The sequence below is a fragment of the Kiloniella sp. genome (assembly GCF_965205715.1).
In the GTDB taxonomy this organism is placed as follows: domain Bacteria; phylum Pseudomonadota; class Alphaproteobacteria; order Kiloniellales; family Kiloniellaceae; genus Kiloniella.
In genome coordinates, this window is record NZ_CBDBHW010000013.1 from 451576 (window position 1) to 478036 (window position 26461).

Genomic DNA, 26461 nt, shown 5'->3' on the forward strand with positions numbered 1-26461 from the left:
TATTTTGATCTGAATAAGAAGGGGTGTTTTGTCTGGGAATCGTCGGGGGCTTGCCGCTTACTTTTTTTCTTGGGCAATCAGGTGCAGAGCAAGGAGGGCGACATTTGCGGCGAGATGGGCAGACATATTGGTGTGATCATGTGGTGGACAGACGGTATTAATGTCGACACCAACAATGTTTAGCCCGGATAAACTCTTCAATATAGACAACCCTTCCCGCGCGTTTGGGCCACCCCAGGTTGGCTCACAGACTCCTGGAACGCATGAGGCGTCAAAAAAATCCATATCCCAGCAGAGATAAACGGGTCGATTGCCAAGCTTGTCCTTGATCTCACGGATTATCTGTTCTGGTCCTTCATCAAAAAGCTGATCCATGGAAATGACACGATAACCGAGTTGTCCGGCGAATTCTGCCAATGCGGGTTGTGATGCTGGCCCCCTGCAGCCAATGTGATAGGAGTATCGGGTATCTACCAGCTTTTCGTGGGCGGCGCAGGTAAAGGTCGTGGCGGTATTGTATAGATCTTCACGGATTGGATAGGCATCGCTGTGGGCATCAAAGTGTAATACAACAAGGTCTTCATGGTGTTTCGCCATAGCACGCATTTGTGGCAAGCTAACCATTCCATCCCCGCCAAAGGTGATGGGAATAGCCTCTTGGCTCAGAACGTAATCGATTGCCTGTTCAATCTTAGAGAAGGCATCGTCTAATTTTCCAGCCGTTAGGTCGATATCGCCAAAGTCTGTGAGATTCAATTTCTCAATCGGATTGATATCAGAAAACCCAAAAATATAAGGATCCAGGATCTGTGATTGTTTCCGAATTGATTCTGGCCCATGGCGCGCACCTATCCGGACAGGATCAGTGCCACAGTCAAACGGGAGACCCATGATAACAGCCTGGCTGTTTCCCTTATCGCAATAATCTTTTATGCCCATGAAGTTGTTCGATTTACGAGAAATTGAAGGGGCTTTATCGGGCATTTATTGTCTCACTCGAATAGGGGCACTTTAGAAGAGATCGGTTTGTTGCGCTTGTGGTTCCAGGCAGGCTGGGCCTTCGTTTCTCGCATTATTGACAAAAGAAGATACAGCTGTGGCTTTTAGACTGTTAATTGGAAGGGGCTGTAAAAGATCATGTCCGCCCTTATAAAGCCAATTATCATAGTTATTTTTTGACAGGATAACCGGCATGCGATGGTGGATATGACAAATGTCATGCCCGGCATCCGTGGTCAAAATGGCACAAGATTGCATTTCACTGCCATCAGCCCCAAGCCAGTCATCCCAGATACCGGCAAAGGCAAACGGTGCATTGTCAGGTTTGGAAATATAAAAGCCTTGTCTGCCCTGGCGTCCTGCCTGCCATTCATAGAACCCATTTGCAGGAATGAGGCAGCGACGCCCGCGAAAAGGGCCCTTGAAGGAGGGCTTTTCATTTACCGTTTCACTTCTGGCATTGTGCATGGGGTTATTGAGGTTGGGCTCTTTCACCCAATTCGGAATCAAGCCCCAACGATGAAGGGTAAAATGTTTCTTTCCCTTGGCACCGAGGATAACCACTGCAACAGGTTGGGTTGGGCAGATATTATAGCGTTCTTCAAGGTTTGGACGCTCCGGAAAACCCATAAGATCGCTCAATTCTGCGATAGGTGTTGTTAAGGCGAAGCGTCCACACATGTAGTTTAGTTTCTGTTGCGCGTATTAAAGCATTAATCCGTGACTGGATTAAAGCGTAGGGACATGCACGAAGGGCCACCATCAACCAGGGCTGCTTGCTGTGTGGGGATCAAGGTGACTTGGTATCCCTCATTTCTAAGTAGCTCTTCTGTTTTTGGGAAGCCTGCTGATAGTAGGACTGTGTCATTTACACAGATCGCGTTGGCTGCCGTTTCTTCACCTTGGGGAACTTCGATCACCTTCATGCCGGAAAAGCACTCGGCATTTGATAAGCGATAGGTTGCCAGAATGGCGTTAGGGCCAATTAAGCCGCAATCAGTTTTAAAGTGAAGTACGCCTTCTGGAGTGCTAATTGCTTTGGCTTCGTAACCCCATTTGGCGATTTTTTTCTTGAGGGCATCAAAACCTGCCTGGTTGGTGCGTTCTGACAAGCCAACAAGTACGGCATCTTCTGTGACGAGGATGTCACCGCCGTCAACATAGCCTTCATCTTCCCCAATGCGCTCGATATCTTCAAAGTGTGATAGGAGTACTTGATGCATTATCTCTGCTTCACCGGTCCTGCTCGGTGCGCCAGGCCGTAGAATTACAGCACCTTCGGGAAAACAAAGAGCAGCATCTTCAACAAATACTGAATCAGGGAAATTTTCCAATGCTGGATAGCTGGTGACCGTTACGCCTGCGTTTTCGAGGGCAGTAACATAGCTATTATGATCATTGGCAAATTGGTTTGCATCTGGCTCACCCCGGTCGTCCGCTCTCAGGCCCATAACCACGCTCTTACTTGGCTGGCGGACAATAGCTTTGGTGAAGCGATGAGATAAACCTGTATTCGACATTTGAAGCCCCGATAACATAAAAATTATACTGTGTTGGTATGTAGGCTAGTGCCGCATTTGCAATGGGGCAATCAAATTACTACAGATTTTGTTCTGTAAACTTATATTCTAAAGAAGATGTGGAGTTTTCTTTCTCTTGCCGATGCTTTATATCTGAGCACTTGTGGGCGTATTGGTGGCCTTGAAACAGGGAGTTATTTACTCAGGTTTTAGATCTATCTTTATTTCCAATAACTTAAATTTTTGCATAATGTAGGGCCCTAAGATGATCTTTGGTTTTTTTGGTCGTAAAAAAGAAATTCATATGATCAATGATGGCCTGCAGAGATCTGGTGCTTACAGCTCATCCATACCGGATGCTGTTAAATTGACTCTCTATGGCCTGGCGAAAGAGCGCGGTTTATTACAGAGCAATGCTGAGGAAACCCTGCATGATTTGGCTTGTTTTCTTACCTACTGCTTCTTGGGTGCGGAAAACTTTGAAGATGCAAACGGGGCTGAACTGAGCAACGAAATGCTTCGGCGTTTGGAGATGACAAAGGTTTTTGAAGATGGTGTCGATGCTGACATTGTCCTCCTTACCTTACATGCTGGCATTGCCCATGATACAACAGCGGGCCGATTCTCGGTTGAAACAGATGATGAGAGCCAAGGTGATGGTTCTGCCGAAGTTAATCAGAGAAGCTTATAGCTTATGGCACGCCTTGTTTATTACGTTATGTGGATCTTCTTTATCCCCTTTATTTTGTTATTGAATTTACTAGAGGGGAAACGAGATATGCCGGGGAAAAAGCCGGGTTCCTGGAAGCGAAATAAAGAAATATCTCAGAATAAAAATTAATTATTTTACTGCTCTTAAAGCAAGTTTTGCTTAGAATGTGCGATCTGACTCTAGATTAGGGAAACAAGGCGATTAGTGAAGGATTTACAGAGGGTGAACGTATTCGGTTCCACAACCTGTTACAGGTTGCGGCACTAAGCCCCTATGAAGGGGAAAGGGATAATGCCCTAGCCGCGGCCAAACGTATGGCTAAAAAGCACAACATGACTTTGGAAGAAGCTGCTGAAGGTGGTCCCAAAGAGGAGCCCAAACAAAAAGCTCGGCCGGCGTCCTACAGCATGTCAGCAACTGAACGCGTTTTTGCTAATTCTCTCCATCTGATGGATGGTCATCTTCGTGAAGAAAAGGCCCGCCATGAAGCCGCTTTGAAAGCGGCCTACGAACGGGGATTGGCAAAAGATGATAAACCACAGAAAAGTTTGGCAAGTCCTAAAAAAGTCAGAAGTAAAAAGCCTCGTGGTATGCCGCCAAAAATCCATGCCGCTGTACTCTTAAGAGAAACAGAGCTCTCTCTTCGGGAGATATCAAGCATAACTGGGCTTGATATTTATAAGATTACAGCACTTAAATTGAAAAATCGTAAGCCTGCTGCCTAAGGTAATAAGCCTAATTATCTTTGAACAGGGCGCCCTGTCTGTGATCATGGACAGGGATTGCGTGGGGATGCCCATCCCGAAATTGTACACCGACACCATCCCAAGCATGCCTGACAACGGTTCCGCAGTATCGACCTAAGCTGCTGAGATTAAGTTCTACGACAGTACCGATAGGGGGACGGCAGAAGGTTTCAAGGAACAAGCCATTACTGGATAGATTTTGAACAGAGCAAGGGTGCCAGGAGCCATCAAGGCCTAGAGAAGCACAGTCACCAGCTGCATATCGTTTATATTGTCGATTTTCATTCATAAATTAAGCTTGCACCATTTCATACTTGGGTATGATTCTAGGGTGTAATTCTTACCAATTCCTTTCGATTCCTCATCATTCAGTCTTACAGTTTGAGGTTTTTGATGATTTTGATTCTTTTAATTGAATTCGATTGCCCCTGATGAAATTACTAGGCGAGTGGACTTGTTTCTCAACAAGCAATTTTGCTTGACCGGATGATCTTATTATCAGAATTGTTAGTTCTCTCGATTTAACGACTGGAATCCAGCTCATGTATAAACTGCACTACTATCCCGGAAATGCGAACCTTGCTCCCCATATGTTATTGGAGGAATTAAGTGCTGATTATGAGTTGGTTTATGTTGATCGTGATAATCAGGCACATAAAAGTGCTGATTATCTGGCCTTGAATCCAACGGGGCGAATTCCCGTTCTTGAAGATGGCGCAATGGTTATTTCAGAAACCGCTGCGATTTGCCTACACTTGGCTGATCGACACCCCGAGGGCCGGATGGTGCCGGATGTAGCAACTCCAGAACGTGCAAAATTTTATCAATGGCTGATGTTCCTAACCAATACGGTTCAAACCGAGTTCTTGGTTTATTTCTATTCAGAGCGCTACAGCACTGATGTCGAAGACGCTGCTGGGATTAAAGCTGCTGCAGAGGCCCGATTGAACGATTATTTCCGCATCATTGACGAGCAGCTCGGGAAGAAGGGGCCTTACATGATGGGTAAGGCTGTGTCTTTATTAGATTTTTACGTGTTGATGCTCTCTCGCTGGGGGAGAGGCCTTACTCAAAAGCCAAGCGAGATGAAGAACATCAGTAAGAATGTAAAACTCATGACTAAACGTCCCTCTGTTCTCGCTGCGTTTGAGCAAGAGGGGCTCGAAGCACCGTTTGTTTAATCGCGAATAGTGACGGGATTAGAACTTTTAGGGCGCCCAAGGGGAAATTTTGGACGTCTTGAATTTTGCAAACACTTTTTAAGTCATTGAAAATAAATATAATATTTAATGGTTAGATTGATTCGTTATTTCTTACAGTAGTTTGAAGAAAAGTCGCTGTTAAATAAGAAGCTATTCACAACTTATTCCATATACTCTTCTTTTGGTTTAAATAGGTAACCATTGATCGCTCTGGCAAGGGACATATAGATCATGCTGACGGCTATAACTAATTCATGGGCACTGTTACTCGGCGTCGCTTTTCTAATGCTTGGCAATGGCTTGCAAAGTACGGTTCTTGGTGTGCGTGCCTCCATAGAAGGCTTTTCGACTGAGGCCACAGGTATCGTGATGACCTGTTATTTTGTGGGTTATCTTGTTGGATCATTTATTACCCCAAAAGCATTGTCGCGAGTCGGTCACGTTCGGGTATTTGCAGCTTTGGCCTCGCTTTCTTCTGCTTCAGCTCTGCTTCACGCTGTTTTTATCGATCCCTACGCCTGGGCGGCCATGCGGCTTATAACAGGTTTCTGTTTTGCGGGGTTATATATCGTTGCCGAAAGTTGGCTAAATGATAGTGCGACGAACGAGACTCGCGGTCAGCTTCTCTCAATATACATGATTGTGCTTTACGGCTGTGTGGCTCTTGGTCAATTGATGATCAATATCTCCGACCCAGGCAGTTTTACACCTTTTGTGTTGATGTCCGTAGTGGTGTCTCTTGCTTTAATCCCAACAGCTTTAACTGCGGCCCAAGTTCCGGCCTTTGAGAGCCCGTCACCCGTCAGCCTAAGGCGAGTATATGGTATATCTCCTTTAGGTTTTGTCTGCGCATTTGGCGTTGGTGTTGCGCAAGCCCAGATCTTTGGTATCGGATCCATTTACGGTGGAGAATTGAATATGAGCCCGAAAGATATCTCCCTCTTTATGGGGGCAGTATCTATTGGGGGTGTTATTCTGCAATACCCAATTGGTAAGGCATCTGATGCCTTTGATCGACGTATTGTTCTTATTGTCGTCTCTCTTCTTGCCGGTGTTGTTGCACTTTCCTTGAACTTGTTTTCAGGTCCAGAAGCAACGCCTATGTTCCTGATAAGCTCATTGTTATTCGGGGCGCTTTGCATGCCGCTCTACTCACTTGCTATTGCTCACACAAATGACCGTCTTGATGCTTCTGAGATTGTAGCAGCAACAAGTGCGCTTATTGTTATCGGCGGGGTTGGGGCCGTAATAGGCCCGATTGCAAGCTCATTTCTGATCGGCGAATTTGGGCCTAATTCATTTGTCTACAGTCTTTCGCTGACACTGCTTATGATCGGTGTCTTTGGTGTTTACCGTATGACTGTCCGTGAATCTGTTCCAATCGAAGATCAGGGGGATTACATTGGTGTTCCTCTTGAATCGTCAACCATGGTGGTGACTATGACCCCAGAAGGGGAGGAATGGTACGAAGAAGTGATCGCCGAAGCTGAAGCCGAGGCAGAAGCCGAAGCCGAGCAGGCATTCGTACAGGCTCACCCCGAGTTGGACTTGGGCGATATTGAGATCGCAGCAGAGAGTCAAACGTCTGAAATGCTAGAAGATGGTCCCGCTTTTGGGGACGAAGTGAGCGATGATGGCGAAGAGCCTGAGCCAAAAAACTAGCTTAAGAAGTCAGAGGCTGGCTCTATTCTATCTCCTGGATACTTAGAGCTAGCCTCTATCTTCGTTTATGACTTCAAGGAAAATACTGGCATAGCGCTCAAGCTTGCGCTTACCCACCCCTGGAATTTCTGCCATGTCACCCAAGTCTATCGGGCGGGCCATGACCATTTCCAACAATGTTTTATCGTTGAATATGACATAGGGGGGAACTCCCTGATCTTTGGCGAGTTCTAAACGGCGTGCTCTGAGTGATTGGAATAGGGCTTCGTCTTTCGGGTCGTCTATGGTAGCAGCTGGACCAAAAGACTTTTTGTAACGTTCTCGAAGAGCCGCGCGGGTTTTCTTTTGCGGGTCTCTCCTAAGAAGAACGGATTTTTCTCCACGCAATACAGGGCGGCAATCTGCACCGAGTTGAAAAGAACCATGCCCTTCCATATCAACCTTTAGCAACCCAAGAGCAACGAGCTGGCGGAAAATTGAGCGCCATTCTTGCTTGGGATATTCAGTGCCAATGCCAAAGGTGCTGAGTTGATCATGCCTGAGCTTTTCAATGCGTTCGGTTTTAGCACCAAGCAAAATATCAATGACGTGTGCGGATCCGAAAATCTGACCAGTACGATAAACTGTAGATAATGCTTTTTGCGCCGCCTCAGTCCCGTCAAAACTCTCAACGGGATTGAGGCAGGTATCACAGTTTCCACAAGGCTCTATAGGATTGTCGTCAAAATATTCTAACAGCACCTGACGTCGACAACGGGTGGTTTCGCAAAATCCCAACAGAGCTTCGAGTTTTCTGTTTTCGATACGTTTTTGGGCTTCGGGAGCGTCGGACTGGGATGCCATATGATAGAGACGAGCCACATCGTTCATGCTGTAGATCATCCAGGCTTCAGCGGGCAACCCATCTCTGCCTGCGCGACCTGTTTCCTGATAATAAGCTTCAAGGCTTTTAGGCAGATCCAAGTGAATAACAAAGCGTACGTCTGGCTTATCAATACCCATACCAAAAGCAACAGTCGCGACCATGATCACAGCATCATCTTTTAGGAAGCGATCCTGATTACCGGATCTGATTTCTTTACTTAGGCCCGCATGATAGGGCAAAGCATTAAAGCCTTTTTCGCACAAAGATTGCGCAATTTCCTCGACCTTGTTTCGGGACATGCAATAGATGATGCCGGATTGTCCGCTGTGTTCGCGCTCTAGTAAATCTGTAAGTTGCTTCTTGGGAGCAGCCTTTAGGCCGATGCGATAGCGGATATTTGGGCGATCAAAACCTGCAACAAAAGCACGCGCATCCGAGAGGTGGAGCCGCTCTTTTATGTCTTGTCGTGTCGGGCCGTCTGCAGTCGCGGTTAGGGCAATTCTAGGGACCCAGGGAAAGCGTTCTTTCAGAAGACTCAGCTTTAGGTATTCCGGCCTGAAGTCGTGCCCCCATTGTGAAACGCAATGTGCTTCATCAATGGCAAAAAGAGCGAGCTCACATTGATCGAGGAGGTTAAGGAAATTATCAGTAAGTAATTTTTCAGGTGCAACATAGACCATCTCGAGCTCGCCAGATCGCATGGCACGTTCTGTCGCAAGAATTTCCGAATAGGGAAGGGATGAGTTTAAAGCTGCTGCTTTAACCCCTAGTTGCTGGAGGGCCGTAACCTGATCTTGCATAAGCGCAATCAAGGGAGAGACGATGACGGAAAGGCCTGGTCGACAGAGAGCTGGGATTTGATAGCAAAGGGACTTACCACCCCCTGTTGGCATCAGAACGAGAGCATCACCGCCATCAATGACATGGCGGATAATAACTTCCTGATCTCCACGAAAACTGTCATAGCCAAAAACGCGGCTGAGAATATCTTTGTGCGGTAATATTTGAGGGGCAAGAGCATCCATAAGATGGCTTATAGCCAAGCGGGTCGTGGTCGGTCAAAAGAGTTTGTTAAGAGATTTTACAGTATTTTAAACTTTCACTTTAAATGAGCTATTCGTTATCACTAAAACAAGAACTTGGTAAGGTGTTCTTTAACTTTACCTTGTACGGTATTTTTAATTATTTTTGAGATGCGCCAAAAATTAAGAGGATATGTGAGTGTCAGGACCCAGCCAAGTACCTTTGACAGAAGAAGAGCTTGCGGATCTGTATAAAGCAGGTGTTGAGGAAGATCTTGTTGTACTTGAAAGCTTGCTTGATGACATCAAGGCATCGCCCTCTAGCGCTCTAGAGATGTTCGAAAAAGCACGCGGAATTGTCCATAATGTAAAAGGACAGGGTGCTAGCTTTGGCTATCCTTTGATGACTGAAATTGGAAATAGTTATTACAGTATTTTAAAATATCAGACGGCCCAGGAAGAGATAAATCCAGTTGTTATAAAGTTATACGAAGCCCATCTCACAGCAATGAAATCCATCATTGGTAATAAGATCCGCGGCGAAGGGCCAGAATTGCTGCAAAAGGTAGCCATGACTTTAAAAGAGAAAGTCGAGTTGATTATTAGTCAGTGATTTGAATGGAAGCTGATAATCCAGACACAAAAAAGCCCGGTATAAAACCGGGCTTTTTTTATTTTTACCTACTGTTTGGTAAGGAATTATTCGCGGTTACCAAGCAACTGTAAAAGGAACAAGAACATATTGAGGAAGTTCAGATAGAGGGACAAAGCGCCCATAATTGATTTCTTCTGAGCAACCTCCGAACCATCGCTCTCCATGTACATCAATTTGATTCTTTGTGTGTCGTAGGCTGTAAGGCCAGCAAAGATCAGAACACCAATGACTGAGATCACGAACTCAAGACCTGGAGAGCCCAAGAAGATGTTTACAACACTGGCTAGAATCAAGCCAAATAGCCCGATAATTAGGAATGATCCCATAGCGGAGAGATTCTTCTTCGTTGTGTAACCAACTAAGCTCAAGCCAGCAAAGGATGCTGCTGTGATAAAGAAGACGCGAACGATTGATCCGCCAGTATAGATTAGGAAAATGGAGGAAATAGAAATCCCCATCAATACGGCAAAAACCCAAAAGAGCGTTTGTGCAGTTGAGGCTTGAATTTTATTAATGCGGGCACTCAGGAAAAAGACCATACCCAATGGCGCAAGCATTACGACCCATTTTAAAGGGGAGCCAAATATAACTGACATAAGCTCTGGGCTCTGTGAGACCCCAAAAGCAGCCAAGCCGGTAATGCCCAAGGCGATTGACATATAGTTGTATACGCCAAGCATATAGGAGCGCAGACCAGCGTCAATTTCTTCAGCTGTAGCCTGACCATATCCAACACTACGTGGTGAGGAACGGTTAATCATAAGAAACCTCGTTTCAAATTTACCAAATATCTGCCCCTAATATTGGGTGTAGAGATAAAAGAATCAACAATAATCCAACATGAAGGCAGCTTTTAATCGTTTTGGTAGTGGAAAATTACTCATTTCGCAGCAATGAAGCCGGCCGTTGGCGGAGGGCGCTCCAGGTTCCGGCATAACCGCAAAGCAATGTCGCCATGAGTGCAATTGCCGGGGTGAGTAGAACAACTTCTGTTATCAGGCTAAATTCCAGTTTTAAAATATAGACTGTTATAGCCCATGAAGCCGTGGACCCAATAACCGTTGCTACAAGGGCGGATATTAGGCCCAACATCCCAAATTCCAGGAAAAAGGTCGCGGCCAGAGATCGGCGACTCGCACCAAGGACCTTAAGGATAATGGAATCATAAACCCGACGGCGATGCCCCGCGGCAACAGCGCCACCAAGGACCAGCGTTCCAGCCAATAGAGCAACAGAAGCAATAACCGAAAGGGCGAGGGCTACGTGACTAAGTAAATCGGTTGCGGCTTGAAGGGCCTCTTTCACCCGGATGGACGAAACGTTGGCAAAGGTATCTGTTACCGCAATTTCTAGGTTGTCTTCTATATCTGGTGTGGCCTTCACGGTAGCGATATGGGTTTGGGGAGCACGTGACATAATACCCGGAGAAAAAACCATAACGAAGTTAATCTCTAAACCGCCCCACTCTATCTTACGTAAATTGGCAATTTCTACATCTATGGGGCGCCCCAATAAATTAATGGTCAAACTATCGCCGAGAGAAAGGTTCAGGCCTTTTGCGACAGCTTGATCAAGCGATACAAGGGGCTTGCCATCGTAGTTCTCTGGCCACCACTCTCCAGCAATGATGTTTGTATTCCTCGGCATTTCTGCTGACCATGTCAAACCACGGTCACTTCTGAAAACCCATTGAATTTCCGATGGAATGGTCAGTTCTGATGGCGGGGTTCCATTTACAGCGGTAATTCTGCCGCGCATCATGGGTACGCGACGAAGCTCGGTTACACCTTCTGTGGAATTGACAAGTTTTTCGAATTCTTCAACTTGGTTGGGCTGGATATCAATAAAATAAAAACCGGGGGCTTCCTCGGGCAAACTTTGGGTTACTGCATGTCGTACATTTCCCTCAAGCAATGCGACAATCACAAGAACCGTGAGCCCAAGTCCCATGGAGAGAATAACGCTTGTGGTTGGCGCGCCAGGTCTGTGAAGGTTGGCCACGGCCGTTCTAAGCGCGGGATGTGTCGCACGGGGTAAAAGTCTTGTCAGCTTGGTAACTGCCCAACCCACGAGATTGTAGATAACAAAAGTAACGATAGTTCCTGCAATAAAGAAACCGGCAATCCGTGGATTGCTTGCAAAGGCAATCGCTGTTAGGGCAAGCAGCACGGCGCTGATTATCAAGGCAATCATAGCCTTGAGAGTTGGTTGGCCCGTGATCGGCGAGGTCAAATCGCGAAACAATCGAGCCGGGGATGTTTTTCCAGCCTTCGAAAGGGACCAAATCGAAAAGGTGAAGGCGGTGAGAAATCCAAACGAGGCAGCGAGTGCTAGGGGTTCAATATAGAGTTGGGCGGCAATTTCCCAACCGAGAATCCCCTGAGCAAATTCAGCAGCTAAATAAGGAGCTACCGCGCCCGCAGCCAAGCCAGCAATTGTCCCAAGGAGGGTGAGTACTAAAATTTGGGCAAGGTATATTTGGAATATGAGGCGCGAGGGAGCACCGAGGCATTTAAGTGTTGCGACCACTCCAACCTTACTGTCCATGAAACTTTTGACTGCATTACCGATGCCAACGCCACCAACCAGAAGAGCGGCAAGACCTATCAAGGTCAAATACATATCGAGAACGTCAATGAACTGGCTGATCCTTGGGGCGGCTTTTTCGGAGCTTCTGATTCGCCATCCCGCTTCAGGGAAGGTAGAAGTTAGGTTATCTTGGAAAGTACCGAGATCCGTGTTTTGGGGAAGTGCGAGCCGATAATCATACCTGACAAGGCTTCCGGGTTGAATGAGCCCTGTTCCCTCTAAGCTATCGCCAGAGACCATGACGGTGGGGCCATAAGTGAAGGCCCGAGTTGAAAGATCGGGCTCTTTTACAAGAGCTGCCCGGACTTCATATTTACCATTTCCAATAATGATATTATCGCCAACATCTAAACCTAGTTTCCTCATGAGATTAGGGGCAATAACGGTTCCCCAGCCTTCATCGGTTTTGGCCAAAGCTTGGTGAAGGGCCATTGCAGGCTCAGTTACGACGTCGCCATATAACGGGTAGACCTGGTCTACCGCACGTAACTCGATCAGGGTCCGTTTGCCGCCTTCCCGATCTTGTTTACCCATCGTACGCATTTCGCGCACCAGTGATATCTTACTTTTATTCTCTAACCATTGGAGTTGTTCATCGGTTGCTTTTTGGTGAACAAGGTTTAAGGCGATATCTCCCCCGAGAAGGTTCCTACCATCGTTTTGCAAACCTTGATCAATGGCTGCTGATATCGATCCAACCGCAGCGATGGCGGCGACCCCAAGAAAGAGGCAGGCTGTGAAAATGCGAAAACCCTTCAGGCCGCCGCGGAGTTCGCGAAAAGCATAGGTTAAAGCAAGGGAAAAGGGCAGACGCTGGCGCATTGTTATTACCCTTGTTTAGCGGTGACAGGAGTTTCTTCGGCAGAGGATTCTTTGGTGGGGAGCTTTTCTTGTTTGGTTTCGCTCAGTTGCCCATCTTTTAGGGTAATGGTTCTGTTACACATCTTAGCAAGTCGCTGGTCATGAGTAATGAGCACGAGTGTCGTGCCGTGATCTTTCTGAAGCTGAAAGAGCAGGTCGATGATGATTTCACCCGTTGCGCTGTCGAGGTTTCCCGTGGGCTCATCTGCCAGCAACAATTTGGGTTCAGCAGCAAATGCCCTGGCCAAAGCAACGCGTTGTTGTTCGCCACCGGATAATTGTCCAGGAAAATGATCGAGACGATGCCCCAACCCTACGGCTTCCAGTCGTGCCTGCGCCCGAGATAGTGCGTCGGGCTTGCGGGCAAACTCAAGAGGAACAGCGACGTTTTCAAGCGCGGTCATTGTTGGGATCAGATGAAAGTCCTGGAATACAATGCCAACTGCGTCGCGTCTAAAGCGAGCTAACGAGTCTTCATCCATGGTACCGAGATTGTGACCCCCAATTTCAACTAGGCCAGAGCTAGCGGCTTCCAACCCTGCCATCAGCATCATCATTGATGATTTACCAGCGCCAGAAGGGCCCACGACTGAAACGGTTTCCCCAGTGTGGATATCTAAATCAATATTTTTTAAGATGTCGACGGATCCTGCCTGAGAAGCAAGTGTCAGGTTCACATTTGACAAGTGAACCAACTTTGGAGAGCCAGTGTTCATAGCGGCAGGACTTTCTATTTGGTGTCATAAAGCTTTGATCAAAAAGCTATATGGTATTTTAAAGTAAGATTTCAATTGCAAGTGTATTGAAAGAGAATACTTGTTCCTAATCCAGACAAAACCTATTTCTAGGTGTAGAATGGAATAACATATTGTTTTTGTCGGAATTGGATGACTCAATCTATGTCGCGTAGAATTGTTATTAAAACACTGATTTTACTTTTTTCTTTCGGGATTTACCTCAATCCTGCTGCCTCAGAAAACCCTATAAAATTACTGGCCTATGGCGATAGTCTTACACATGGATATGGTCTAGAGGCCGGCGATACATTCCCTGATCGTCTGCAATCGGCTCTGAACGAAGCGGGGTACGCCGTTGAAGTTATCAATGGCGGAAATTCCGGAGATACTTCCGCATCGGGACTTGCCCGTCTTGATTGGGCCCTGTTTGACAAGCCGGAAGTGGTTATCATTGAACTCGGCGCCAATGATGGTCTTCGCGGGCTGGAACCTTCGGAAACACGGGAAAATTTACGGAAAATATTACGGGGATTTAAAGATTTTGGTGCAAAAATACTTCTGACAGGGATGCAGGCACCGAGGAATTTGGGCGAAGAATATGTTCTTGAATTTGATAAAATTTACCCCGAGATCGCCCAGGAATTTAACGTTGAACTTTATCCCTTCTTTTTGGATGGGGTTGCGTTGAACCCAGACCTTAATCAAGCAGATGGTATCCACCCAAACAGGACGGGTGTTGATAAAATTGTAAAGGGTATTATCCCATATCTGGAACCACTACTTAAGGGCAGGACTTAGTATAGATGGCGGTTGTTCCCCCAAGGTTTAAGGCGGCTTGTTCCCTTTCCCCTGATTGGGCAAAGGCCTGCAATGAGGTCATTTTGGGGATCGGGGATATTCCCCCAGAAGCCAATCTTGGATTTATTTACGTGTCGGATGTACTCGTTGATGATTTTTCAAGCATTCTGACTTATTTGCGCAAGAAGATTGGCATCGAAAATTGGAGCGGTACCGTTGGGATTGGTATTGCTGCCACGGCTGCAGATCAACTCGGAAGAGTATCAGCACAAGAAGTGTACGATAATCCCGGCTTGGCAATTCTTGTCGGGGCCTTCCCAACGGGGAGTTTTCAGGTTTTTGAATCTGGACAGATTGAGACTGACGAAGGGGTAAAGCTGGCTGTAACAGGTGAAGGAGTAGAGAGTTGGTTGGATACAAACACGCCATATCTCAGTGTCGTCCATGGCGATCCCCGCAATTACGATTTACCATTACAGCTTTCTTCTTTGGCAGAGGGCCTGGAAACTTACCTTGTCGGCGGTTTGTCATCGTCGCGATCTGAATTGCCTCAAGTGGCAAACCACCTTACCGAATCGACCATATCGGGTGTTTTTTTTAATGATAACGTACCCGCAATCACAGGTCTAACCCAGGGCTGTAGCCCTATTGGGCCTAAGCGAAAGGTTTCGTCAGTCGAGGGGCAGCAGATTTTCTCTATTGATGGAAGATCTGCATTAGAGGTCATGAAGCAAGATATCGGAGAACTTCTTTCACGCGATCTGAGTAAAATAGGCGGTTATATTTTTATCGGATTTCCTGTTGAAGGTACCGATCAGGATGACTATCTGGTACGGAACCTAATGAGCATTGATACCAGCGATGGGTCTCTAAACATCACTGAAGAAGTTGAAGTGGGCCAAGAACTCTTTTTTTGCCGCAGAGATAATGAGGCGGCACGAAATGATCTCAACCGTTTGCTGGATGATATGCGAAAACGTTTACCAAGCCCGCCTAAGGCTGGATTGTACTATTCTTGTTTGGGGCGAGGACAGGCGCTATTTGGGCCCAACTCAGAAGAGTTAACCGTTATTCGTCAAGAGTTTGGAGACATGCCTCTGGTCGGTTTCTTTGCCAACGGTGAAATTTCTCATGATCGCCTATATGGCTATACCGGGGTTTTGACCCTCTTTTATTAAAGTAAGAATTTATTAGAGAACACAGGGAATATTATGGAATACAAAAAGCTCGGCCGAACTGACATTAACGTCAGCGCTTTATGTCTTGGAACAATGACCTGGGGAGAACAAAACACTCAGGAAGAAGCCTTCGAGCAGATGGATTACGCCATCGAACAAGGAATTAATGGCACTTCTCCGCTTTGTTGAGTAGATTTAGGATTTCAAATAGAGCATAGATTGATTATCTGGAATGGATGATTGTCTAATTTTGAGTTTGAAGTATTCGGTATCCTTGATGCCTCTGGCTCGCTTACGGATCATTCCTATACTGACATTACCAGCCTCTATCCTGGCGCTTGTGAGCTTGTGTTTGGCGTAGTTGCAGATGCCCACACAATGTTTCCGTAGGGATTTCGCGAACTTTTTTAGATAGAGCATCTGTGACTGATCTGCTATCAGGCACCAACGTTCCAGTTGCTCCGCCATCGCCTCAAATGAAGCGGCACTCCACAGCAGCTGAAGCTGTTCTTTCAAGACGTAAAGTGCATTCAGGTTGCTATTGCTCTCCAGCAACCTTTGCAGCTTGTCACTTTGTTTTTCACTCAACTTATCCGCATTTTTGAGCAACAGATAATGTGTCCCTTTCATCAACTCTTTACCACTTGGATCGGCCTTTCTGAACTCAAGTCGACGCTGATTATGGATAGCTTTGCTGTAGTTTTTCATGACGTGGAAACGGTCAAATACTATGTCGGCCAACGGCAAGGACTCTCTGACAGCCTTTTGGTAGGCAGGCCCCATATCCATCGCTACGGCCTTTATTTTGCAGGCTGTATCTGGTTGCAGTTGTTTCAAAAACCTTGAAAAAACCTCGGCAGTTCGGCCTGCTTCAACCCAGATCAGATGACCGCCAACCATATCGTAGACCACCGTCATGTAGTCATGACCTTTCGCCCGGGCAACTTCATCTACACCAATATATTCCAAGCCAGTTAGCTCTGCAGGATCAAGCGTAGGGAGAGTTTCAATAAGGTATGCCCTGTCGATATTCTTGACCGTTTCCCATCGTATATCCAAATGTCTGGAAACCGCTTGAATAGACATATGCCGACATAATCCACTGATCAGTCGGCAAAATCGGTGAGTGAAACGGCACCCTTTATCAACAAAATCACACCCCTCAATGCGGCGTTCGCCCTTGTTAATATAAACCTGCGCCAGCTCAATCTCGACCACACAAGGATACCCAAAAAGGGGGATGTCGTTTACTTGTCGGCGGACATGCTGGTTGATGCTTCCCTTCTGGCCTGTAGCAGGGTCTATAGCCCTCCTACGCGCGTCTCGGCTGCAGTGAATGACAATCTTAACACCGCCGTCATCCAGTTTAATTTAATCCGGTAAACCCCCGGCTATGCCGGGGGACTCTCAATGGTTTGACCGTTCCCACGGTCTTACATTTCTTTGTTTATTGACCAAAATAACAAAGGAATTAGCCGATGAGAGATTACAAAAGCCTTGCACATACGAGATGGGATTGTAAATACCACGTGGTTTTCATCCCTAAACGCAGGAAAAAAGTTATCTATGGCAACCTACGTCAGTATCTTGGTGAAATTTTCCATGAACTGGCCGGGCATCGCGAAAGTAAGATTGAGGAGGGCCATTTGATGCCGGATCACATTCACATGTGTATCAGCATACCGCCCAAACATGCTGTTTCAAAAGTCGTTGGATACCTAAAAGGAAAAAGCGCGATTGCCATAGCTCGAAAATTCAAAAATAAAGCACGGAATTTCAAGGGTGAAAATTTTTGGGCCCGTGGATATTTCGTCTCAACTGTAGGGCTCGATGAACAGATGGTGAGGGAGTATATCAGAACGCAAGAAGAGCGTGATAAGTACTTTGACCAAATGGATATATTCAATCCATAACCGCTTTAGCGGTTCCCAATTTGCCCCTTTAAGGGGCTCACCCGCTTAAGCCCCCGGCTTTGCCGGGGGTCATTTAACTTCATTTACACGTTGCCCTTTGAGGCCTAAAATATGCTGCGAGATGTTGATTGTCATATACCTGCTCTATGTAAAGTTATCAGAAACCATACATATCAACAGGTTACTTGGCGGTCGGCATCTTTTTCTACTCAACAAAGCGGAGAAGAGCCGAATTAATTTCTTTGATACGGCTGAAATTTATGCGGTTCCCCCAAAGGCTGAAACCTATGGTCGGACGGAAGAGATTATCGGTAATTGGTTCCAGGAAAGAGGAAGCCGCGAAAAGGTAATTCTCGCATCAAAAGTTGCAGGGCCAAGTCCGGCGCAGACGTATATCCGTGGTGAAATTTCACGATTTAACCGTAAACACATTGTCTCGGCCCTGGATAATTCATTACGTCGTTTAAAGACTGATTATATCGATCTCTATCAACTTCATTGGCCGGATCGAAACTCCAATCTGTTTGGACAACTTGGTTTTGAACACCGGGATCAAGAGCGAATTACCCAGCCAGAAGAAACATTGTCAGTGCTTGATGACTTGGTCAAAGAAGGCAAAGTTCGCCACGTGGGTCTATCCAATGAAACGCCGTGGGGAACAATGAAGTTCCTTCAACTCGCCGAGCAGGGGAAAGGGCCACGTATGCTCTCTATTCAAAATCCCTACAGTCTATTGAATAGAAGTTTTGAAGTCGGCTTGGCAGAAGTTGCTATGCGGGAAGATATTGGCCTGTTGCCTTATGCGCCCTTGGGTGCCGGAGTTCTTACAGGGAAATACCTTGGAGGAGCCCGTCCGGAGGGCGCCAGAATGACTCTGTTCCCGGATAATAAGCGCTATATGGGGGAGCGGGGTCAGGCTGCTGTTGCTGATTATATTAACCTTGCAGAGAAGCATCGTCTTGACCCCGCGCAGATGGCGCTCGCTTTCGTGAGATCACGACCATTTGTAACTGCGCCGATTATTGGAGCCACAAAGATGGCACAATTGAAGGTGAATATTGAATCTGCAGCAATTAATTTGTCAGAAGAAGTATTGAAGGAAATCGAAGACTTAGGGAAAAAGCATACTATTCCTTGTCCTTAAGTTCCTTTGTGAGAAATGAAACGTTTGCTACGATCACGACACGTCTGTGATCTTTGTTCAAAGTAAATGTTTCGCCTTAGGTCTGTACACAGGAGGCACCCATGCGGCTATTCTCGGCAATTGCTCTACCTGAAGAGGTTCGGTTACGGCTTTTAGGGCTTTGCCATGGATTACCTGGCCAACGATGGGTGGCTCCTGAAAATTTTCACCTGACTCTCAGGTTCTTTGGTGATCTTGATGGGGCTCAGGCTCGAGATTTAGATGATGCTTTTAGCCGGTTACAAATTAACCCGCTTGAAATTCGTTTGAACGGGATAGGCTTTTTTGGCAAAGAAAGCCGCCCGCGAATGCTTTGGGTCGGGGTGGATAAAACACCTGAAATTTGTGATTTAAGACGCAAAATTGAATACGCAGCCCAATCTATAGGGCTGCGTCTTGATAGAGAGAAGTTTACCCCGCATATCACTTTATGTCGGATAAAGAGTGACCCAGGATTTGCCTTTGGTAATTATTTACGTACCAACAGTCTGTTTTCTCACCCAGCATTCGTTGCGGAAAGTTTCGGGCTTTATTCAAGCCAGCTTACCCCGTCGGGGGCGTGCTATTTTCTAGAAGCAGATTATCCTGAACCTTTTTATTCTTGGCCCGAGACTCTCGATATATAAGATAAAGGCCGCTTGAGATGATGACTGAAGCTCCAACCAATACATGGGCTTCTGGGATTTCCTGCCAAAATACCCAGCCAAAGATTATCCCCCAGATCAACATAGTGTAATCAAACGGCGCAATGACAGCTGCCGGGGCATATCTATAGGCCTGTCCGGTGAGAAAGTGCGCAGTTGTTGCAACCCCCGCCATCCCGAGAAGCAGCAATAAATCCTTGCCAGTTGGAAGAGTCCAGGCAAAGGCGTCGCCTGGTAAAATAAGGGCTATCGATGCAATGCTAACAGTTGCTATGGTGCCCCATAAAGTCATTCCGGATGACGTGCTATGGTGCCTGAGTTGGCGTGTCATAATCATAAGGACGGCATAAAAGAAGGCGGCAATTACAGGAAGGATAGCCGCGATCTGAAAGGTATCCGTCCCTGGTTGAAGAATGATCAGGACTCCGATAAAGCCTGTTCCAACAACGGCCCAGCGATGTGGTCCAACTTTTTCTTTTAAAAATATTATCGATAATACAGTTGTAAAAAGGGGGGCGACAAATGCGATGGCAAAGGCTTCTGCCAAGGGCATATAAGGAAGAGCGGCATAGAAGGATCCTGCCGCAAAGAAGATTAGGGAAGATCTTGCAAGTAATAGCAGGGGGCGGTCGGATTTTAAATTCTTTAGACCGCCAGTTTTCAACATCAATATAATAGCGATCGGAAGACTAAAGGTGTTTCTGATCAGAATGATACTCACGATGCTATAGGAAGCTGTGAGCCACTTGGCTATACCATCCATAACTGAAGTGCAAAACACCATGAGAATTGCAAAGATGATGCCGAGTATTATTCGGTCCTGGTTTTGCGTGCTATCTGTGTTCTGGGAATCACTCATTGATCACCTGCCGGAGGTGGGCAATCAAGCCATTTACCCCAGTTTCGATTACATCTAACATGGCTTCATAATCAGAAGGACCACCATAGTAAGGGTCGTTGACCTCTTTACTGACCTGATCACAAAAATCCAAAAACATTGCGACCTTCGGCAAATGGCGTTCAGGACAATTATTTTGAATAATGTCGAGATGACCGTGGTCCATTGCGAGAATGAGGTCAAACTCGTTAAAGTCATTTTGATTTAGCTGCCGGGCTCTCAGATCTGCGTAATCGTATCCTCTCTTGGCAGCGAGATTTAATCCTGTCGGGGTTGGCGGCTCTCCGACGTGATAGCTATGGGTGCCGACTGAATCAGTTTCGATGAGATGATCAAGATTCTCCTCAGCCAATTTATGGCGAAGGATTCCGTCTGCGCTAGGGGAGCGGCAAATATTTCCAGTGCATACAAAGAGAACTTTGTATTTTGTCATCTCTTTTATTCCTGAATATGGTGTGTTGAGGTTTTTGGTTGAAACCTAACGACAATATACGTCTTTAGGTATCGAACATTACATAAAGACTCAATACGAGTAAGCTGTCTAGATAAGATTGTATACAATCTTCGGATTTCAGGATTCTTGTTAACAAATTAGTTGGACAGAGAACGCGTGACATATCTTAAAATAGAAATTTTTTTATGTTCGGGTTCTGAGGACTGATTTTGTATTTTTAAATTGGTGTTTACTTAACTTCTAACAGCCCATGCGAGTATTTTTTTAAGAATTATAAAGTTCCTGATTCTGCCAGTAGTTGTAAGGAGCTAAGAAGCATATACAACTAAAATAAGTGTGAAACAGGCAGGGGTATAATTTATAAAGTTTCTCTTTTCAGTTGATAATTTTACGCATCAATTTAACTAATCCTCTTTGATTGTTGGATTTTATTTTGGTTTCTCTAAGTTGACAAATTCTTTGAGAACGGCAACGCTTAGGTAGCGACGCACATTCATTCGTTGAGAATCATTGTTCGGTTTTCCTTAAAAAGCGCCGCATCTAATACAGGGAGTCCAAAGTGAAAATAAAAAAATTATTGAAGGGCCTGGTTTTTGCCACGGCTGTCTCCGCTACTGCATTATCGGCGTCCGCTACTTTTGCAGGAACGCCTGATAACGTTCTCGTAGTTGCCAATAGAATTGACGATATTGTTTCTCTCGATCCGCAAGAATTGTTTGAATTTGCGGGCTCGGATTATGCTAACAATGTCTATGATACACTCGTTGTCTTCGACCCGAATGATCTCTCAAAAGGGTATCAGCCAGGTCTAGCTGAAAGTTGGAGCATAAGTGAAGATGGCAAAACTTTTACCTTTAAAATGGCAAAAGGTCGCAAGTTCCATTCAGGAAATACTGTAACAGCACACGATGCAGCGTTCTCGCTCCAACGAGCTGTCGCAATGAAGAAGACACCTTCTTTCATTCTTACCCAATTTGGCTTTAATGCTGATAATATTGGAGCGACAATTAAAGCGACGGATGATAATACGCTCGTCGTAACTACTGATGCAAAATATGCTCCTTCTTTTGTTTTGAACTGCTTTACAGCAGTTATTTCGTCAATCGTTGATTCTAAAGTTGTGAAGTCTCACGAAGTTGATGGCGATTGGGGTAACGTTTGGCTACAAACAAATTCTGCAGGATCAGGTGCTTACTCACTTGTGAACTGGAAACCAAACCAGTCCTACAAGCTGAAAGTAAACGGTGATTACTGGCAGAAGAAGCCTGCAATGAAGAGCGTTATCGTTCGTCATATAGCAGAATCAGCAACGCAACGGCTACTGCTTGAAAAAGGCGATATTGACGTTGCGCGTAATCTGACACCGACTGATGTTGAAGGCATCTCGGGCAATTCTGATCTGGCTGTAGATAACGATCTTCGCGGTCGTATCATGTACATTTCCATGAATCAGAAAGACCCAATTCTCTCCAAACCAAAAGTACGAGAAGCGCTACGCTATCTGATTGATTATGAAGGAATGACCAGCTCTTTCCTAAAAGGTCAGTATGTCGTGCATCAGGCATTCCTGCCATTGACCTATATGGGTGAGTTGAAAGACAAGCCGTTCAGCCTAAACCTAGCTAAAGCTAAAAAATTACTAGCTGAAGCGGGCCATGCTGATGGGTTTGATGCTGAGATCATTGTACGTAACGCACAAGAGCGTATTCAGATTGCTCAGTCCATTCAAAATACCTTCAAGCAAGCTGGTATTAACATCAGCCTGACACAGGGAACTGGTAAACAGATCCTGGGTAAATACCGTGCCCGTGATTTCCAGATCTATGTAGGTGCTTGGGGCCCGGATTATCCAGATCCGCACACAAATGCAGATACCTTTGCATCTAATCCAGATAACAGAGATGAAGCGAAGCTTACGGGTAAGTTGGCCTGGCGTAACTCTTGGGATATTGCTGGTATGACTGCTCAAACAAAAGCTGCCGTTCAGGAAACAGACAATGCAAAGCGTGCTCAGATGTATATCGACATCCAAAAAGAGCACCAGGTATCTTCCCCGTTTGTTGAGATGTTCCAGAAAAACGAACAGACTGGTCGTCAAGCCAATGTAAAAGGCTTCTATACTGGTTCTGCCGTTACTCAGGTCTTCTATTGGACAGTTACGAAGTAAGATCAGATGAGTAATGCTGTTGATGCAGCGACGCCGAAGCGGCGCGGTTCTTCCGCGCCGCTTCTAAAGCGTCTGAAAAGTTTGGTCACGGTGCTTTTCACTGTGTTGCTTACTTTAGTTGGCCTATTATTTATTACCTTTATTATTGGCCGCGTAATGCCTGTCGATCCAGTTCTTGCGATCGTGGGAGAGCGTGCCTCTCAGGAAATATATGAAGAGGCATATAAATCTCTTGGTCTGGATAAACCGTTAATCGTTCAGTTCGGTATATTTCTAAAGCAGATAGCTTTGGGTGATTTTGGTGTCTCAACACTTACTGCACGTCCGGTATCCGAAGATATTCTCCGTGTTTTCCCTGCAACGATGGAACTGGCCTCTGTTGGTACGATATTTGGCGTATTGCTCGGTGTGCCTATGGGTGTCATTGCTGCTGTGAACGAAGGAAAGTGGCAAGACCAAATCGTTCGCTTTATTGGATTGTTCGGCTATTCGATGCCAATTTTTTGGATCGGCCTTGTCGGTTTAATTGTTTTTTATGGCATCCTCGATTGGGTCGGAGGACCAGGTCGATTGGATGTTTATTACGAAGACACAATCCCGGTTGTGACCGGATTATTGCTAATAGATAGCCTTATCGAAGGTGATATTGATATTTTCTGGAACGCTGTTTCCCATATCATCTTACCAGCATGTATTCTTGGGTATTACTCGCTGGCCTATATCAGCCGTATGACACGTTCCTTTATGTTAGAGCAATTGTCTCAGGAGTACATAACGACAGCGCGGGTTAAGGGCTTGTCAGAAAGAACCGTTATCTGGCGACATGCACTTGGAAATGTCATGATTCCCCTCATTACAGTAATTGCCCTTTCCTATGCGAACCTGCTCGAAGGTTCGGTTTTAACAGAAATTATTTTTGCGTGGCCTGGTTTGGGTTCTTATCTGACCACAGCGCTACTCTCAGCAGATATGAATGCAGTGATTGGTGGGACGGTCGTTGTCGGCATGATTTTTGTGGGCCTGAATCTCTTATCAGATTTCCTCTATAAAGTCGTAGATCCGAGGGCAAGATGACAATGAATACAAATGTCCCGGCTCAAGGAGTGGGTCTTAAGGCATGGCTGACGAGCGAGTCACCAAGTTCACGAACTCATGCTCAGATGGTTCAAGCTTATGCAGGGTGGCAGTCCCTTTGTGCTAATCGCCTCGCATTTCTAGGTTTTATGATTATTGTTGCGCTTATATTGGTTGCAATCTTTGCTCCCTTGCTTGCGACACATGATCCAGCCATCCAAAATCTGAAAACAACTTTATTGCCGCCTTTAAGCGAGGGGCATATTTTGGGAACGGACGATTCCGGGCGCGATATCTGGAGCCGAATTATTTACGGGTCACGGATAACCTTGCTCATTGTTGGTCTCGTCGCTTTTACCGCTCCAGTTTTTGGTCTTTTTGTGGGTACTGTATCCGGATACCTAGGAGGTTGGGCAGATACTGTTCTCATGCGGATCACGGATATTTTTCTCGCTTTTCCAAGGCTGGTCTTGGCTTTGGCCTTTGTCTCTGCATTGGGAGCTGGAATTGAAAATGCTATTTTGGCGATCTCTCTTACCGCGTGGCCTCCTTACGCACGTATCGCACGTGCTGAAACCCTGACCATTAGAAACAGCGATTATATTGCTGCTATCCAGCTACAGGGTGCTGGAAGAATTCGGATCATCCTTGGTCATATTTGGCCCATGTGCATGTCTTCGCTGATTGTCAGGGTTACCCTTGATATGGCAGGGATTATCCTTACGGCTGCGGGACTTGGCTTCCTGGGACTGGGTGCGCAACCCCCAAGCCCAGAGTGGGGAGCAATGATCTCCTCTGGCCGTCAGTTTATTAATGACCATTGGTGGATTGCGACCATGCCGGGTCTCGCAATTTTCATTGTATCCCTTGGGTTCAACCTTTTAGGTGATGGCCTGCGTGATATTCTTGATCCGAAGAAGGCAGAATCATGAGTGAGCCGCTTTTAGAAGTAGAAGATCTCTGGGTCCGCTTTCCCTCTAAAAGGCGCGTTGTTGAAGCGGTTCGCGGGATTTCCTTTTCTGTCGGACGAGAGCGTGTAGGCATAGTCGGTGAATCCGGATCGGGTAAATCAATGACCGGACGCGCCATCCTTCGGTTGATCAGAGAACCTGGGCAAGTCGAAGCCTCTAAAATAATATTTGATGGCCAGGATATCCAGGCTCTGAGCGAAAAACAGATGCGTGATATTCGCGGACATCGAATTTCCTTGGTTATGCAGGACCCCAAGTTTTCATTGAATCCTGTGATGAAGGTCGGTGATCAGATCGCTGAGGCTTATCGAGTACATACCAACGCTTCCAAAAAAGAAGCTAAAGTTCGTGCGATTGAGATGCTTAACGCGGTGCAAATCCGGAACCCGGAACGTGTATACGACAGCTACCCCCACGAAGTCTCAGGTGGTATGGGCCAGCGTATCATGATTGCGATGATGCTTATTCCAGAACCAGATCTTCTTATTGCAGATGAACCGACTTCGGCGCTTGATGTGACCGTGCAAATGCGGGTTCTTCAGATCATGGATAAGCTGGTTAAAGAGCGGGGGATGGGTTTGATTTTCATCTCGCATGATCTCAATCTGGTGGCTTCGTTCTGTGATCGTGTGATCATCATGTATGGCGGCCGTATTGTTGAAACCTGTCGCGCAGATGAACTGCAAAACGCTAAGCATCCTTACACGCGTGGTTTATTAAGTGCCTTGCCAGACATCCATAAACCGAAAGATCAACTGTCCGTTCTTCAACGTGACCCAAAATGGATAGAGGACCCCAGTGTTGATGCCTTCCTCTGAAAATGTAAAACAATCTAAAGCTTCGGCGGCTCTAGAGATCGAAAAACTAAACGTGTTCTTCGGTGAGGGACACGATCGTTTCCAGGCTGTCAAAGAAGTTTCCATCTCTGTATCGGAGGGGGGATCTTTTGGGCTTGTCGGGGAATCAGGGTCTGGTAAATCAACTGTCCTAAGAGCCATTAGTGGGCTAGTGACCGATTGGGATGGCGCTATTGTTGTAAATGGTGAGCACATAAGCAAAAAGCGTGAGATGTCCTATTGTCGAACCATACAAATGGTGTTTCAGGACCCCTACGCATCGCTACATCCGCGCCATAGTATCGATCGAACGTTATCTGAACCTCTAAGGCTTCATAAGTTTGACAATATTGATGATCGGGTGAACCAGGCACTGATTGATGTTGGGCTCGGGGCTTCTTTCAGATTTAGGTATCCGCACCAACTTTCAGGTGGTCAACGACAACGTGTGGCGATTGCCAGAGCTTTGATGCTGGAGCCTGATATTTTACTCTTGGATGAACCAACATCTGCCCTTGATGTATCTGTACAAGCTGAGATTCTCAACTTGCTATCGGATATCCGGAAGAAGAGAAAGCTGACCTATATTCTCGTGACCCATGATCTCGCTGTTGTTGCTCATATGTGTGAAGAGATTGCTGTTATGAGCCATGGTGAAATCGTCGAGGTGATGGATGTGGAAACCATGAGGCACTCAACGCCGAAACACGAATATACCCGTGAATTACTTCTCGCGAGTGAAGGTTATCAGCCAGAGGCTTAAAACCTAAATCCT

27 protein-coding genes are annotated in these 26461 nt (G+C 46.1%); 16 read left to right on the forward strand and 11 right to left on the reverse strand.

What is annotated here, in order from left to right; translation table 11 throughout:
- Positions 1 to 57: 57 nt before the first annotated feature.
- From ACOGW3_RS13380 to ACOGW3_RS13390, 3 genes are read right to left on the reverse strand one after another with little or no spacing between them, the layout of a single operon-like run.
- A complete protein-coding gene (locus ACOGW3_RS13380; protein ID WP_419903435.1) occupies positions 58 to 984 on the reverse strand; it encodes an arginase family protein in 927 nt (308 codons plus the stop codon).
- Between the two features lie 27 nt (positions 985 to 1011).
- Positions 1012 to 1680: an SOS response-associated peptidase gene (locus tag ACOGW3_RS13385; protein ID WP_419903436.1), complete on the reverse strand. Its 669-nt coding sequence runs from the start codon at positions 1678 to 1680 to the stop codon at positions 1012 to 1014.
- 32 nt (positions 1681 to 1712) lie between these two features.
- Complete coding sequence (locus ACOGW3_RS13390) at positions 1713 to 2519, reverse strand: dimethylarginine dimethylaminohydrolase family protein (RefSeq protein ID WP_419903437.1); 807 nt, start codon at positions 2517 to 2519, stop codon at positions 1713 to 1715.
- 265 nt (positions 2520 to 2784) lie between these two features.
- Between ACOGW3_RS13390 and ACOGW3_RS13395 the strand changes: the two genes are divergently transcribed.
- A complete protein-coding gene (locus tag ACOGW3_RS13395; protein ID WP_419903438.1) occupies positions 2785 to 3210 on the forward strand; it encodes a hypothetical protein in 426 nt (141 codons plus the stop codon).
- 335 nt (positions 3211 to 3545) lie between these two features.
- On the forward strand, positions 3546 to 3956 hold the full coding sequence (locus ACOGW3_RS13400) for a hypothetical protein (RefSeq protein WP_419903439.1): 411 nt from the start codon (positions 3546 to 3548) through the stop codon (positions 3954 to 3956).
- A gap of 10 nt (positions 3957 to 3966) precedes the next feature.
- On the opposite strand, the gene ACOGW3_RS13405 is transcribed toward ACOGW3_RS13400, so the two are convergent.
- Positions 3967 to 4266, reverse strand: a complete 300-nt coding sequence (locus ACOGW3_RS13405) for a PilZ domain-containing protein (RefSeq protein WP_419903440.1) — start codon at positions 4264 to 4266, stop codon at positions 3967 to 3969.
- A 253-nt stretch (positions 4267 to 4519) separates the two neighbouring features.
- Here ACOGW3_RS13405 and ACOGW3_RS13410 point away from each other — a divergent pair, with 253 nt between their 5' ends.
- Positions 4520 to 5158, forward strand: a complete 639-nt coding sequence (locus ACOGW3_RS13410; RefSeq protein ID WP_419903441.1) for a glutathione S-transferase family protein — start codon at positions 4520 to 4522, stop codon at positions 5156 to 5158.
- A gap of 252 nt (positions 5159 to 5410) precedes the next feature.
- Positions 5411 to 6841, forward strand: coding sequence for an MFS transporter (locus ACOGW3_RS13415; RefSeq protein ID WP_419903442.1), 1431 nt, complete (start codon positions 5411 to 5413; stop codon positions 6839 to 6841).
- Between the two features lie 48 nt (positions 6842 to 6889).
- On the opposite strand, the gene recQ is transcribed toward ACOGW3_RS13415, so the two are convergent.
- Positions 6890 to 8731, reverse strand: coding sequence for a DNA helicase RecQ (gene recQ / locus ACOGW3_RS13420; protein WP_419903443.1), 1842 nt, complete (start codon positions 8729 to 8731; stop codon positions 6890 to 6892).
- Between the two features lie 220 nt (positions 8732 to 8951).
- Here recQ and ACOGW3_RS13425 point away from each other — a divergent pair, with 220 nt between their 5' ends.
- Complete coding sequence (locus ACOGW3_RS13425) at positions 8952 to 9341, forward strand: hypothetical protein (protein WP_419903444.1); 390 nt, start codon at positions 8952 to 8954, stop codon at positions 9339 to 9341.
- Between the two features lie 86 nt (positions 9342 to 9427).
- Here ACOGW3_RS13425 and ACOGW3_RS13430 read toward each other — a convergent pair whose 3' ends face one another.
- The 3 genes from ACOGW3_RS13430 to ACOGW3_RS13440 form a co-directional block, all read right to left on the reverse strand.
- The gene (locus ACOGW3_RS13430; protein WP_419903445.1) at positions 9428 to 10144 is read right to left on the reverse strand and encodes a Bax inhibitor-1 family protein; all 717 of its coding nucleotides are present in this window, start codon (positions 10142 to 10144) and stop codon (positions 9428 to 9430) included.
- A gap of 115 nt (positions 10145 to 10259) precedes the next feature.
- On the reverse strand, positions 10260 to 12794 hold the full coding sequence (locus ACOGW3_RS13435; RefSeq protein WP_419903446.1) for an ABC transporter permease: 2535 nt from the start codon (positions 12792 to 12794) through the stop codon (positions 10260 to 10262).
- A gap of 5 nt (positions 12795 to 12799) precedes the next feature.
- Positions 12800 to 13549: an ABC transporter ATP-binding protein gene (locus tag ACOGW3_RS13440; RefSeq protein ID WP_419903447.1), complete on the reverse strand. Its 750-nt coding sequence runs from the start codon at positions 13547 to 13549 to the stop codon at positions 12800 to 12802.
- Between the two features lie 183 nt (positions 13550 to 13732).
- On the opposite strand from ACOGW3_RS13440, the gene ACOGW3_RS13445 reads away from it, so the two are divergent.
- Genes ACOGW3_RS13445 through ACOGW3_RS13455 form a run of 3 tightly spaced genes read left to right on the forward strand, consistent with a single transcriptional unit; the run spans position 13733 to position 15735 of the window.
- Positions 13733 to 14368 (forward strand): arylesterase, encoded by a 636-nt coding sequence (locus ACOGW3_RS13445; RefSeq protein ID WP_419903448.1) that lies wholly within the window; start codon positions 13733 to 13735, stop codon positions 14366 to 14368.
- Between the two features lie 5 nt (positions 14369 to 14373).
- Positions 14374 to 15546 (forward strand): FIST signal transduction protein, encoded by a 1173-nt coding sequence (locus ACOGW3_RS13450; RefSeq protein ID WP_419903449.1) that lies wholly within the window; start codon positions 14374 to 14376, stop codon positions 15544 to 15546.
- 33 nt (positions 15547 to 15579) lie between these two features.
- Complete coding sequence (locus tag ACOGW3_RS13455; RefSeq protein ID WP_419903450.1) at positions 15580 to 15735, forward strand: hypothetical protein; 156 nt, start codon at positions 15580 to 15582, stop codon at positions 15733 to 15735.
- A 6-nt stretch (positions 15736 to 15741) separates the two neighbouring features.
- Here ACOGW3_RS13455 and ACOGW3_RS13460 read toward each other — a convergent pair whose 3' ends face one another.
- Positions 15742 to 16917 (reverse strand): ISL3 family transposase, encoded by a 1176-nt coding sequence (locus tag ACOGW3_RS13460; protein WP_419902857.1) that lies wholly within the window; start codon positions 16915 to 16917, stop codon positions 15742 to 15744.
- A 107-nt stretch (positions 16918 to 17024) separates the two neighbouring features.
- Between ACOGW3_RS13460 and tnpA the strand changes: the two genes are divergently transcribed.
- The 3 genes from tnpA to thpR all read left to right on the forward strand — a co-directional run bounded on the left by tnpA (position 17025) and on the right by thpR (position 19268).
- Positions 17025 to 17459, forward strand: a complete 435-nt coding sequence (gene tnpA / locus ACOGW3_RS13465; protein WP_419901075.1) for an IS200/IS605 family transposase — start codon at positions 17025 to 17027, stop codon at positions 17457 to 17459.
- Positions 17460 to 17580: 121 nt separating this feature from the next.
- Positions 17581 to 18603: an aldo/keto reductase gene (locus ACOGW3_RS13470; protein WP_419903451.1), complete on the forward strand. Its 1023-nt coding sequence runs from the start codon at positions 17581 to 17583 to the stop codon at positions 18601 to 18603.
- 101 nt (positions 18604 to 18704) lie between these two features.
- Positions 18705 to 19268 carry an RNA 2',3'-cyclic phosphodiesterase gene (gene thpR, locus ACOGW3_RS13475; RefSeq protein WP_419903452.1) on the forward strand — a complete coding sequence of 188 codons (564 nt, stop codon included), beginning with the start codon at positions 18705 to 18707 and terminating at the stop codon, positions 19266 to 19268.
- On the opposite strand, the gene ACOGW3_RS13480 is transcribed toward thpR, so the two are convergent.
- Both ACOGW3_RS13480 and ACOGW3_RS13485 read right to left on the reverse strand, forming a co-directional pair.
- Positions 19186 to 20145, reverse strand: coding sequence for a DMT family transporter (locus ACOGW3_RS13480; protein ID WP_419903453.1), 960 nt, complete (start codon positions 20143 to 20145; stop codon positions 19186 to 19188). The two genes, thpR and ACOGW3_RS13480, sit on opposite strands and share 83 nt — an antisense overlap.
- Positions 20138 to 20617, reverse strand: coding sequence for a low molecular weight protein-tyrosine-phosphatase (locus ACOGW3_RS13485; protein ID WP_419903454.1), 480 nt, complete (start codon positions 20615 to 20617; stop codon positions 20138 to 20140). The genes ACOGW3_RS13480 and ACOGW3_RS13485 overlap by 8 nt, the downstream gene beginning before the upstream one ends.
- A gap of 580 nt (positions 20618 to 21197) precedes the next feature.
- Here ACOGW3_RS13485 and ACOGW3_RS13490 point away from each other — a divergent pair.
- The 5 genes from ACOGW3_RS13490 to ACOGW3_RS13510 are packed head-to-tail and all read left to right on the forward strand — an operon-like array spanning position 21198 to position 26449.
- Positions 21198 to 22805: an ABC transporter substrate-binding protein gene (locus tag ACOGW3_RS13490; RefSeq protein ID WP_419903455.1), complete on the forward strand. Its 1608-nt coding sequence runs from the start codon at positions 21198 to 21200 to the stop codon at positions 22803 to 22805.
- A 6-nt stretch (positions 22806 to 22811) separates the two neighbouring features.
- On the forward strand, positions 22812 to 23879 hold the full coding sequence (locus tag ACOGW3_RS13495) for an ABC transporter permease (RefSeq protein ID WP_419903456.1): 1068 nt from the start codon (positions 22812 to 22814) through the stop codon (positions 23877 to 23879).
- A gap of 2 nt (positions 23880 to 23881) precedes the next feature.
- Entirely contained in the window at positions 23882 to 24811 is a 930-nt protein-coding gene (locus ACOGW3_RS13500) for an ABC transporter permease (protein WP_419904053.1), read from the forward strand.
- Positions 24808 to 25668, forward strand: coding sequence for an ABC transporter ATP-binding protein (locus ACOGW3_RS13505; RefSeq protein WP_419903457.1), 861 nt, complete (start codon positions 24808 to 24810; stop codon positions 25666 to 25668). Before ACOGW3_RS13500 ends, ACOGW3_RS13505 begins: the two co-directional genes overlap by 4 nt.
- A complete protein-coding gene (locus tag ACOGW3_RS13510) occupies positions 25655 to 26449 on the forward strand; it encodes an ABC transporter ATP-binding protein (protein ID WP_419904054.1) in 795 nt (264 codons plus the stop codon). Before ACOGW3_RS13505 ends, ACOGW3_RS13510 begins: the two co-directional genes overlap by 14 nt.
- Positions 26450 to 26461 lie beyond the last annotated feature (12 nt).